Below are 12,731 nucleotides of genomic sequence, written 5' to 3' on the forward strand. Positions count from 1 at the left end.
TTTAAAGCTTATTTTTTAGTCGCTCTTGCTTCAATTTTTGTTTATGATCGTCTGCTCTTCGAGACATTGTTACCGTAGCAACTACTTCTCTAATGCGGATGCAAAAGTAGTGTCTTTTCTCTTACTTCCAAACTTATCTTTGTCTTTTTTTCAATGTTTTTAAAAAGTATTTCATAACTCATTATTATACCACCTTTTACAAGCGAAAGTTTTTTTGTCTTTTTTTAATGGTTATAGCGTTATGGCGTCTCTATACTATATATACGTAAGGTTGGACGGTAGAATGTATTTAATATTGTACTCTATTATATATATGTAATAATTGAGAATATACCTTCTTATGCCCTTTCTGTCTATTTCTAAATGTTACTTTATCCTACCCAAAGGTGTTTTATCTACTTTTTTGTAGTTGATCTACTTATATAGGTATGCTTTTTTAGAAGAAAAGTCCCTTATTATATGGCTATTATCTTGTTTCGAAGAAAAACAGATGTACTTTTTTTATTCTCACATTGAGTAATTATCATCGTAAACAATTGTCTATCAAAAAGTAAAGTAAATTACCAGTATTATCTTTCTAAAGCCAAAACACTTCTGTATCCCAGTAATAGCAAGCCTTTATGCCTACTTCTTCAACACCGCTTCAACATTTCTCCAAGATTGCTCTATCTGAGCACCTCTTTCTTGAAGCAATATTGAAAAGGTCTTGTCGCACTCTTGAAGAGGGGTAACTTATGATGACAATAAAAAAGCCCTAGACTATATAGTCCAGGGCTGTATATGAATATAAAACTATTCTAAAATATTATCTAATCGTAATCGTGCAGTTAGACAGATCTTCTATTATTGCTAAAGATTCTACTCTTACTCCTTGCTCTTCTATTAACTTACGTCCGTCTTGAAATGCTTTTTCTATAATGAATCCCATTCCTACTAAATTAGCACCAGACTGTTTTATTAAATCTAGTACTCCTAAAGCGGCATTACCATACGCTAAAAAGTCATCTACAAATAAAACATTGTCTGTAGGCTGAAGAAAATCATTACTTATAACTACATCATACGTTCTATCCTTAGTAAAAGAGTGTATCTGTGTATGTAACATATTCTCCATTGTGCTAGGTTTTTTCTTCTTAGCAAATACCACAGGAAGATTTAATAAATATCCTGTCATAATAGCTGGAGCAATCCCACTAGCCTCAATAGTCATAATTTTATTCACATTAGTTCCTGCAAATCTTCTTACGAATTCTACTCCAATAGATTTCATTAGTACAGGATCCATCTGATGGTTGATAAAACTGTCTACTTTTAAAATTCCTCCTTCAAAACATCTTCCATCTTGCAAAATTCTCTCTCTTAATAATTCCATATATGTTGTGTTGTATAATTATAAAATGAAAAGGACGACTAAACTTCCTTTGAAAATTGCAAGCGAATTTACGCATAATCCTTTTATCCCTATCCTAGTTCCTTTAAATTCTTTACTCAAGCAAGAAAAAACAGCCTCTATTCTTCTATTAATTTATACCAGCATCTTAAAACTACGTCTTAACACAAAGATGACAACAATAAAAATAGCCCAATCAATCAAAGCACTTGCCCAATAAATACCATTAATCCCAAAAATACGGGGCACAACTAACATGATAGGAACATACAAAACTAACTGTCTAAAAAGCGCAACCAAACTAGCTGGCCTCGCATTCTCTACAGATGGAAACCAAACCATCCCCATGAATATAGCTGGCAACACCAACAAAACACTCATATATACACGAAAATTAATCAATTGATCTATTGAAAATAATTGGTTTGGTATCATTAAGGATAAGACATCCTGAGGAAAAAACATTACTAAACACCAGAAGGGTAATAATAGTCCTGCTCCAGTCCAAGTAAACAACACATACGATCGCTTAGTACGAACATAATTCTGGACACCATAATTCATCCCTGCTACTGGCTGAAGTGCACGCATCAATCCGAACATAGGTGTACACAATAATAAATAAAAACGATTAACAGCAGTAAAGAAGGTAATGTCACTATCTGTACCATACTTAGACAAGGCATTAAAAATGACTATATTCTGAATGACAACCATCACCATCATAATCATGGCAGGCATTCCTAGCTTAATAATAAGTCTAGTAATCTGCTTATCATTAAAAAATGACCAAACATCAGTCTTAAAAGAAGATTTAGAAAAATGATAATACCCTATACCTAGAATAGTATAAACAATCATCGATACATTAGTAGCCCAAGCAGCACCAACTACCCCACCTCCTAATGTAGAGATAAAAATAGGCTTAAGTACTATATCGATTATTAACCCTATCGCTATCATTATAGCTGCAGTCTTCATCTTTCCTTCTGCGCGAATCATCATATTCAACGCTAAACCATGTACCCAAAAGAAAGTACCTAATAGAATAACCTTATAATACTGGGAAGCTAAAATAGCTATCTCCCCTCTGCCTCCCATCAAATAGATTAGTTCATCGGCAAAAATATAGGCGGGAAGCATAAAAGCCACGGAGAATAAAATGCTAAGAAAATTAACTGAACCTAAACATCTAGCCAAATTACTCTGATCATCTGCTCCTATCCAAATACTAATAGCGGCACCTGCACCCGTGCCTATAAGGCTACCGATAGCTTGTCCAATCTGTGCTAAAGGAAAAGCTATCCCAACAGCTGCCAATGCTGTATCATTAATCAGGTGCCCAACAAAGACACCGTCTAAAAAGTTATTTAGCCCAAATAAGACCATCGCTATAATAGCTGGCCAAGACATCTGCCACATCACATTAGGCAAATTGCCTTTTAAAATCAATTGTTTCTGTTTATCCATATTTATAAGTGAATGATTTAATAATTCTCACAGATAAACATTAGAAACAAGGATAAGAAGATTTCTTTCTTTACAACTTAGTCGCTTTTAGAATAACAAATGGACGTACAACAGCTTGTCCCAACTTATTAGTTGTATTCTCCATATACTGCCATTGTTCTATATTATAGAAACCAATATTAGTCAATAAACGAATAAGCCACTCTGTCTTATGAAAATGGAAGATTTCTTCTGTAACGAAAGCTTGTTTTAGAGCAAAGTCCTTCTGAATATACGATAAAGTTAATTGTCCTTCTGAACGTAAAATACGATATATCTCTTGAAAATACTTATTTGGCTCTTCCCAAAAATAAATAGTGTTGATAGAAAAGAAACCGTCAAAAAATTTGTCTTCAAAATCCATTCTTCCTGTATCATTCCCTAAAGACAATTTGACTTTACTTTCTTTTATTAGCTCTTTATTGAATTCGGCTGCTTCACTTAACATGACATCAGATAACTCAATACCTTCATAACTCAAGCTTTTTTCTTTAGAAAACAAATATGGCAAATGGCGACCATTACCAAATCCTAATTCTAGAATATGCATCCCTGCTTTAATGTTTAAGCGGTCAATAGTTTTATAAATCATATTGCTATTGGATGCATACATCCTATTTCCAACCCTAACTCCATCATCTCCACTAGGACATCTAAGCTGTTTTGCTAATTCAATATTATCCATTGGCTCCATATACTATAAATTTTGACCAAATATAGTTATTTAGAATTAATCTTAATAATTATATTTGTGCAAATTTCCTTCATGTAACTAAAATAGTTGTTACCTAAAAAGGAGTAAACTTTACGCAAAACGGATTATTATGGAAATGATCATTAAGGACATCAATACAAAAGAGATCTTACTAGAGAAAAGATATCAAACTTTATACTCAGAAACAGCTAATCTAGATAAATGTAAGACCATACGCATCCACAATGATATAGTAGAAAATAAAGTAACAGAGTACTATAATCAGAATTCTATTCTAATCTTCGGGATGATGAATATAAAAAAGGATATCTCTATAGAGATGTATACAGATGAACCATTTTATGAAATGCACTTTTGTATAAATGGTAGATCAGCCTTTAATTCGACTTACAACAATGTAAAGTTTAATAAAAATCAACACAACCTATATTTACAAAAAGAACTACAAGGTACTTTTAAACAAAATGAAAACAGCAATGAATATATGGAGGTACTATTCCCTCAAGACCATGTGGACTCCTTAATTAATCAATATGAAGGTCTGATCCCTCCTATCAATAAAACAAACAACCAGTTATTCCAAAACAATGCTTTAGTAAACGTAGAAATAAAAGCAGTTCTTACCGAAATTTATAACACAAATAGAACTGGTGTCATGAAACAATTATACTTAGATGTAAAGAGTAAAGAATTACTCCTATTACAATTCGAGCAATATATACGTTTAAATTCCAATAAGGATTTGACAAAAATATCTCTATCTGATAAACAAAAACTGGCAGAAGCTAAAGAACACATAGAACAAAACTATCAAGCCCCTCTTAGTTTATCAGAACTTGCACTAGAAGTGGGATTAAATGATTATAAACTAAAGAAAGGCTTCAAAGAGGTCTACAATACTACAGTATTCGGATATGTGTATCAATTAAGAATGGAATACGCTCATAAATTGTTGCGCAACACAACTATACCTATCAAAGAAATAGCTCACTACTGTGGATATGAGCATGTACAACACTTCACTTCTGCCTTTAAACGTATGTATCAAACTACACCAGCTAAATACAGAGAAGCTTAGAATTTCTTCTTTAAGGGGCTTATCAAATTTCTTTTGAAAGCTCTGACTTCCTTTTTAGGATATGGTAGTTTAGTGATATCAACATCTCCTATCCCTTGAACTCTAACCATAATCTCAAGAAGAGTTATTTTGGCTCTAGTGTTCTCTTGTGTGATGACAAACTTAACCAGATCAGATTCATAGTAAACGCTATCTTTCTGTCCCTCTTCGACATCTAATAATCTACCTAGTACATATTGATCATTTAGTTCATAATGTATCAAATCATTAACCGAGTCAATTACAATAGGTCTTTGAACAGGAGTAAGTTTATTATTCCACTCCTGCACTTTTTCTACTTGAACTTCATTTAATTTTTGAATCAGTTCTCTCTTCGTTCCTTTAAAATAATACTCTTGGTCCTGAATAGGATAAAAAGTAGATACTTTAGGAATCTGAGAAGTTGCCATAAAAGAAAAAATAGAAAGATAAATCACTCCTACTTTGGCACTGCGATATGATCTATGGATAGTAATATTATTAAATACATAATAGGACAACACCACACTGACTAAAGCCATATAGTCAGTATAATCAACCACCCGTCCGATAGATAATCCAAAACCATTAAGCCATGATAACACAGGGGTAGATAAAGGACTTTTAAACCATATAAACAATAACACTGTCTTATATGAATACCTCTAGTATATTTTGGAAAAAAGGCAGACCAAAAAAAGGGAAGATAAATAGTCCTGTAAAATCTGATAGTTTGCCCGTTATCACATTAGAAAACTCTTCTTTCAACCAAAAATCATTACACAGAAGCAAAGCTAGGCATACTAAAAATAAAGGATGTAGAATCTTATTAGAATGTGTAACTATAGGCATCATAGACAGATTAAAAACTTAAAAGTAATAAAAAAACCCCAAGAGCGACAATCTTGGGGTTTTCTAACAAAAATAAACTAACAACTCAATAAACAACAAATACTTGAAGTACTGTATGATTACATTGAATCACATACATAACCTGCGACAACAAATAGTTATGTAATATTATTAATTACCTTAATAGGCTATATTCAAATCTTGGGTATCCACGTTCACCTTTTTCATTCATAAAGCTTAGTACACGCATCTTATAGTAATTACCTTTTGAATCTTTAATTACGTAAAAGATATTAGTGAATAATTTTTTATCATTCGCTACATCTCTCCATGTACCACCTATAGTACGCAAGTCTAAAGACAGTGCTCCTTTATCTACATCGGCTAAAGAGAAACTCTTATACATTGTTTTATCCTTTTCAGGTATTGTAACTTTATAAGCAGTAACACCCGCATATCTATTGTTTACAATAAAATCAGAATAACCATAAGAACCTTTTGGGTCACCATTTTGATCAACCGTATTTGTAAATACAGTAAAGTTTAAATCCCATTTTTGTTTACTTGGTTCAACATTAACAATTTTATTAGTATCAAAACTAAAGAAAACAAAGTTATAAGATGAATTCTTCTCTATAAACACTTCCTTATGTGTACTATCATTTAAATCTGCATACTGCAGTAGATAACCTTGATCTTTTCTTAGTATTCTAATCTTCTTCCATCCTCTTGTATCACCAGTTACATTTACAGAACCTGCAGCAACACTAGAAGCACCAGGTTTAAAACCTAAGTTTACTAAATAAACTTTATTTTCATCAGGGTTAAGTTTTACCTCCTTAATTGCTGTTGCTGATAATTCACCAGTAGGAGCATCTATATAAGCAACATTAGCTGGATCAAATGTACCTATCTGTACCTGAGCTTTTAGACTCGTTACATCACTTTCTCTCACTTTATCAATATCTGTACTTGATAAAGCACTTGTAGCCATATAAATAGATCCGTTCAATTTAACTCTAAACTCTTTATCTGCATAAAAGGCTAAGTCCCAAGAATCACGTTGTACAAGATACATTGCCTTTCCTCCTAAATCTACGTATACTTGTTTAGGTTGGCTCGGTCCACCAATAGCAGGCATTAAAAGACCTCCAATAGCTGTATCAAAACTAACCACCATCACATTATATCCTTGAATCTTAGGTTCTTTTATTGAATAATTAACCTTCACTATATCAAACTGGACTGTCTTATCAGAACGATCATAAGGATATATTAGGTTATTAAATACAAAATTCACTTTTCGATCGCCTTTAGCGAAAGGAATAGTTAATATACCCGCTTTAGCACTTGGAATAGTATTATAATCTACATCATATCTTGCATTTACTTCAGAAACTCTCATCTCAATACTACCCGCTTCGGCAGCCGGTTCAGAAAAAATCACATTTAATTCTTTCTTATCTACGATTTCTCCATAACTGATAGATTGTTCTTCATAAGCTACAATAAAATCCCTTGTGTCACTATTACCATTCTTAGAATCCTTTTCACATGATATCATCATAAAAAGAGATACAATAAATATGCTAATATGTAATAAACGTCTCATCATCATTAAAAACCTAATTTATATTGTAATTTTACAAAGAAGCTTCTTCCATATCCCAGTGGTTGTGAAGGAGAAGAAGAGCTATGCGCTGTTCCAGAACTTGTTGTTGATGTTAAATCTTTAACATCAAATATATTTCTTACCCCAACTGTTGCAAACAACATATTCTTAAAGAAAGGCTGGCGGACACTAAAATCCATCCAAGAATAGCTTTCTTGCTTTCCTTTCATATAGTATTCACCAAAAAGATCTGACTCCATCTTATAACGATACTCTTCCCCATTAAATTTATAATATAACGAGAACATAGTCCCTGTAGATGGCAACTTATAACTAACATTAGCTGTCACTTCAGGAGTATATAAGAATTTATCTGTATCACTAGGAGCACCATATATTTGCTGAGCAGCCCCTGAATAAGTAAAACCAAGACCTACATCTAATGTTTTCCAACGCAATTGATTCAAGAAAGTTACTCCTATATTTCTATAACGATTAACATTATGATATTTATACTTAAGTCCTGATGGATCAATAATCTGAATTACATCAATCTTATCTTGTACATTCAAAAAACGTCCAGTCAAACTACTACTAAATTCAATATCTTCACTAAATTCTACTGCCTTTTTAATATTCAAAAAGAACGTCTTTCCTTTCTCTGGATTTAAATTTGGATTACCTTGTAAATCATGATTAACGTCTACAAAATACGTATATAACTCTTCATAATTAGGCAAACGAGGAGATGTACCTACAGTAGCACGAATCTCATAATCATTTGGCAATACATATTTAAGCATTAAACTCATAGCATGCTGACTGTCAAAAGTATTTGAAGTCATTAAACGATATCCTGGACGAATCATGAAATTAGGCATAACGTCAATCTCTGATGAAGCATAAAAATCATAACTTCCTAAAGATCTGCTTTGAGGAGATTCTCCTAATGATTCGCTCATTAATGAATACCCTTTACTATTCGCTACTTCATATCCTAATTGGAATCTAGCTCTTTCCCATTTAATAAAATCACTAAAAGTTCCTCTCGAAAAGAACACTTCTCTACTTTCACTTTTATATGAGTTTTTATCAAATTTCTCGTCATACTTAATTCTATATCTATAAAAATCTATCTCCCTCTCTTGTTTCTGATAAGTAAAAGACAAATCAAAACGGAAAAGATCTTGAAATTTACCAGAAGTATTTAGAATGTTAGACCATCTCTTTGTATTCGTAATACGGTCTTTAGCAATAGGATCAATCGTTTCAAACACAGGATCCTCGTTTACCTCGAAGGTCTTACTATAATCCTTCATTCTCTCATCAAAGTATTCGAACTTATAGAATACACGATAAGACTTATGGTGGTAATTCAGAAGAGCCTTTACATTATTTTGATTCTTTGGTAACCATTCGTGTCCCCTTTTATCCTCGTCTCCATAATAAGTAAACCCTTTTCTATCATTAAACCATCCTTTAAAATCATTATGAGTATAACTAACACTTGCATATAAATTATCATTTATATTATGTCCTATCGTTAGCCCCTGAATATGCTTTCCTTTATTCTTCAAATTATATTCATCACCAACAGTCTCTTCTTGTGTAAAGAAATTTACGTTCCAATCATGAATATTATTTTTCTTAGTAATGATATTTATAATTCCTGTTACTGCATTGGCTCCATAGTCAACCCCCATGGCTCCTTCTACAATTTCTACTTGTTCAATATCATCTAAGTTAATCTGAGTTAGGTCTGTATTATTTCCAAACCCTTCATCAGAAATCATAGGTACATTATCCACTAGTATCGTAAAATACTGGGCGTCTAAACCAAACATCTTCACAGTAGATCTACCTGTACCAGCATTTGGTAGTATAGATATATTCATCACTTGATTTAATGCATCAGCTAATGTTACTGCCCCTAAATTTTCTAAACGTTGCCTATTCAGAACTGTCACATTATTAACAGCCTTATTTATAGATTGTGGACTATACTGTCCAGAGATAACAATTTCTCCAAGATTAGCATTGGGTGGCGTTATAGTATCTTGTACTTGAGCAAAAGTAAATGCTGGAATTGCACAAAAAGCACTCAGTACAAATATGGTATTACGCTTCATTTATTCTTTTTGTTTTTTATTTAGATGATTTCTTGATTGCAAAGATAGAAAAATATCTTATTTAAATTCATTTTAAATAATTATTTTATAAATAAAAAAACGAAGCTATTGCTTCGTTTTCAGTATATCAAAATAAATATCTATCTAATTCTTAGGTAAGAACACTTCTGCCATCATACAACGAGCACTTCCACCACCACAAGCTTCTATAGTATCTAAGCTACTATGTAAGATTGGACAATGCTTTTCTATTGCTTTTATTTGATTAGCGTCTAAACTATTATAAGCTTGCGTTGACATTACTAAATAACGTTGATCGTTTGCTCCTTTTACTTGTAACATATTACCAGCAAAATTATTAACTTGTTCTTCCGTAATAGTAATAACTTCTTTTCCTGTGCTCTTTAAACTATTTAAGACTGTTTTTCTCTCTTGTTTATCATCAATACAATCTGCGCAAATTACAGCAAATGTTTCGGCTAAACACATCATAACATTAGTGTGATAGATATGTTTTCTTTCTCCATCTACTGTTTGAAACGCTTCAAAAATTACCGGGTCTGTCTCAAAATCTTCACAAAACTCAATAACTAAACCTTCATCAGCACGTGGTGACAATGCACAATACGTCTTTTCATTAGCTCTATCTAACAATAAACTTCCTGTTCCTTCTAAGAATAAATCATCTTCTTCCGCCGACGTATAATCCCATATATCATCATCAATTACAAAGCCCTCTTTCTCCAAGATATCAAATATATCTTCTCTTCTCTCCAGCCTTCTATTCTCAGCAAACATTGGGTAAAGAACCACTTCTCCACTTTCGTGAAAAGAAATCCAGTTATTCGGGAAAATACTATCTGGTGTATCAGGATCTACAGTATCTTCTACTACAATAACATTAACTCCAACAGCTCTTAATTTTTCTACGAAAGCATCAAATTCTTGTTGAGCTTTTGCATTAACTGTAGCAGGAGTTGTATTATCAAGTACTTTTTGATAATAGTTATTTACAGCAGTTTGTTCGTTCATACGAAACGCCACAGGGCGAATCATTAATATTGTATTAGTAGTTTGATTCATAACATATATTTTAATCACGTATCAAAGGTAATGTAGAACATCTTAATAACCCCTCTTGTTTTGCAATTTCTGCATAAGGAATCTCTTCTACAACGAAATTATTTGCTCTTAACCAATTATTCAGTCTTGTAAAATTACGTTCAGACACAATAACTTCTGGACTAATAGAAAATACATTCGAAAACATATGATACATTTCTTCTCTTTCAATGTGGAATAAGTTGTCTTTACCGAAAATCTCAACTAATTGATAGTATTCTTTCTCATCATAAAAACCACCTTTATAGATTATTCCTTTATCATGTCCGATTGGTTGAAAACAACAATCTAAATGCAATGCATTATCACGTGGCTCTGTTCTAGACTTCACCAAGTCAAATGATAAAACTGTTTTATTAGGGAATAATTCTTTAATAAAATCAACACCTAGTTGATTTGTTCTTGCTGTAATATATTCTTTATAATCTGGACGCTTATAGCTTCCTATAAAAATATAATCATTCCATGGCATTACATCTCCTCCTTCAAAATGTACTTCTTCTGGAGCAGAGATTATAGATGCTGGATTAATTTGATCTAACACATACTGTATTGCATGTAATTCACGATCTCTATCTGGTAGGATATTTGCTTTAATGAATTTATCTTCAATCACAAATCCAATATCACGAGTAAAAATTTGATTGTAGTCTTCAATGATTTCAGGTCTATACACCTTTACATCATATTTTTCGAATACTTTATTAAAAGCATCCATTTCTTGAATCATGTCAGATTCTACAGGATAAGTACCTGCTTTAATATGCTCTAACGACTTAGGGTCGTAAGCTTCTTCTACTGTAGGTGTGGGTCCGATACTATTAGCTGTACCAAGGACCACAGCCCGCAATCTCGAGGTTTCATTCTTAACGTTTAACTTAAGCATAAATATTGATTTTCCACAAATATAACAAAATACTCTCTACTTAATTCTTTACAAAATAAAAAAGGCACCCTTAATTAGGGTGCCTCCTCAACAAATATAAAATAAATATTATTTTCTATCTTTCATAGGAACAAATGTTCTTAATGCTTCACCAACATATAACTGTCTAGGTCTTCCAATTGGCTCTTTATTAATTCTCATTTCTTTCCACTGAGCGATCCATCCTGGTAAACGTCCAATAGCAAACATAACTGTGAACATTTCAGTAGGGATACCTAAAGCTCTATAAATAATTCCTGAGTAGAAGTCAACATTAGGATATAAGTGTCTTTCTACGAAATAAGGATCTTTAAGCGCTGCTTCTTCTAATTTTTTAGCAATATCTAAAACAGGGTCATCAACACCTAATTTTCCTAATACTTCATCAGCTGCTTTTTTGATGATTCTAGCTCTTGGGTCAAAGTTTTTATAAACTCTGTGTCCGAATCCCATTAAACGGAAAGAATCGTCTTTATCTTTAGCTTTGTTTAAATATTTCTCAACATCACCTCCATCATTCTGAATTGCTTCAAGCATTTCTAATACAGCTTGATTAGCTCCCCCGTGTAATGGACCCCATAAAGCAGAAACACCAGCAGATACAGATGCAAATAATCCTGCATGAGAAGAACCTACCATACGTACTGTAGATGTAGAACAGTTTTGTTCATGATCAGCATGTAAGATAAATAATTTATCAATTGCATTTTTTATAATTGGATCGATTTCATAAGGTTCTGTTGGCAAAGCAAACATCAATCTTAAGAAGTTATCCACATAGCTCTTAGTGTTATCATAATAGTTTAAAGGATATCCTTTAGCTTTTCTATAGGTCCAAGTTGCTATTACTAAGAATTTACTCATTGTCTTACATACAGCCTCATATAATGACTTAGAACAATCAGCATCCACTACTTTAGGATTAAATGCAGTTAAAGCACTAGTCAAAGAAGCTAACACTCCCATTGGGTGTGCCGTCTTAGGAAACCCATCAATGATATTCTTCATTTCTTCATTAACTAATGAATACTTTCTAATATCATTCTCGAATTTTTCTATTTGTTCTTGAGTTGGTAATTCACCGAAGATAATCAAATAAGAAACTTCTAAGAAGTTAGAATATTCTGCTAATTCTTCAATAGAATACCCTCTGTATCTCAAGATTCCTTCTTCTCCATCTAAGAATGTAATTGCACTCTTGCATGCACCAGAATTTTTATAACCTGGGTCATAAGTAATAGCTCCAGTTAAAGCACGTAATTTCAATACATCAATTGCTACTTCATTCTCAGTACCAACTAATACAGGAAACTCATGTCTTTTACCGTCAACCTCTATATAAGCTGTTTTAGACATATTGTTATTATTTTATTTTTTCTAT

General features: G+C 32.5%; 10 protein-coding genes. 1 reads left to right on the plus strand and 9 read right to left on the minus strand.

The window, feature by feature from the left end; all coding sequences use genetic code 11:
* Positions 1-805: 805 nt before the first annotated feature.
* The 3 genes from xpt to RT228_RS02965 all read right to left on the minus strand — a co-directional run bounded on the left by xpt (position 806) and on the right by RT228_RS02965 (position 3,593).
* Positions 806-1,372, minus strand: coding sequence for a xanthine phosphoribosyltransferase (xpt, locus tag RT228_RS02955; protein ID WP_006259458.1), 567 nt, complete (start codon positions 1,370-1,372; stop codon positions 806-808).
* Positions 1,373-1,525: 153 nt separating this feature from the next.
* Positions 1,526-2,860: an MATE family efflux transporter gene (locus RT228_RS02960; protein ID WP_006262057.1), complete on the minus strand. Its 1,335-nt coding sequence runs from the start codon at positions 2,858-2,860 to the stop codon at positions 1,526-1,528.
* 70 nt (positions 2,861-2,930) lie between these two features.
* Positions 2,931-3,593: a class I SAM-dependent methyltransferase gene (locus RT228_RS02965; RefSeq protein ID WP_006262058.1), complete on the minus strand. Its 663-nt coding sequence runs from the start codon at positions 3,591-3,593 to the stop codon at positions 2,931-2,933.
* A gap of 130 nt (positions 3,594-3,723) precedes the next feature.
* On the opposite strand from RT228_RS02965, the gene RT228_RS02970 reads away from it, so the two are divergent.
* Entirely contained in the window at positions 3,724-4,692 is a 969-nt protein-coding gene (locus RT228_RS02970; protein WP_006264741.1) for an AraC family transcriptional regulator, read from the plus strand.
* Here RT228_RS02970 and RT228_RS02975 read toward each other — a convergent pair.
* The 6 genes from RT228_RS02975 to RT228_RS03000 all read right to left on the minus strand — a co-directional run bounded on the left by RT228_RS02975 (position 4,689) and on the right by RT228_RS03000 (position 12,706).
* Positions 4,689-5,357 carry a hypothetical protein gene (locus tag RT228_RS02975; protein ID WP_036496893.1) on the minus strand — a complete coding sequence of 223 codons (669 nt, stop codon included), beginning with the start codon at positions 5,355-5,357 and terminating at the stop codon, positions 4,689-4,691. The genes RT228_RS02970 and RT228_RS02975 overlap by 4 nt on opposite strands.
* A gap of 380 nt (positions 5,358-5,737) precedes the next feature.
* Positions 5,738-7,129 carry an HmuY family protein gene (locus RT228_RS02980; protein WP_230456763.1) on the minus strand — a complete coding sequence of 464 codons (1,392 nt, stop codon included), beginning with the start codon at positions 7,127-7,129 and terminating at the stop codon, positions 5,738-5,740.
* 50 nt (positions 7,130-7,179) lie between these two features.
* On the minus strand, positions 7,180-9,303 hold the full coding sequence (locus tag RT228_RS02985; protein ID WP_313138437.1) for a TonB-dependent receptor plug domain-containing protein: 2,124 nt from the start codon (positions 9,301-9,303) through the stop codon (positions 7,180-7,182).
* Between the two features lie 144 nt (positions 9,304-9,447).
* Positions 9,448-10,386: a citrulline utilization hydrolase CtlX gene (gene ctlX / locus RT228_RS02990; RefSeq protein ID WP_006259465.1), complete on the minus strand. Its 939-nt coding sequence runs from the start codon at positions 10,384-10,386 to the stop codon at positions 9,448-9,450.
* 10 nt (positions 10,387-10,396) lie between these two features.
* Positions 10,397-11,311, minus strand: coding sequence for a dimethylarginine dimethylaminohydrolase family protein (locus tag RT228_RS02995; protein WP_006264737.1), 915 nt, complete (start codon positions 11,309-11,311; stop codon positions 10,397-10,399).
* Positions 11,312-11,419: 108 nt separating this feature from the next.
* The gene (locus RT228_RS03000) at positions 11,420-12,706 is read right to left on the minus strand and encodes a citrate synthase (protein WP_006259467.1); all 1,287 of its coding nucleotides are present in this window, start codon (positions 12,704-12,706) and stop codon (positions 11,420-11,422) included.
* Positions 12,707-12,731: the final 25 nt, after the last annotated feature.

Origin of the sequence: Myroides sp., from assembly GCF_032073645.1 — a bacterium.
GTDB classification, from domain to species: domain Bacteria; phylum Bacteroidota; class Bacteroidia; order Flavobacteriales; family Flavobacteriaceae; genus Flavobacterium; species Flavobacterium odoratimimum.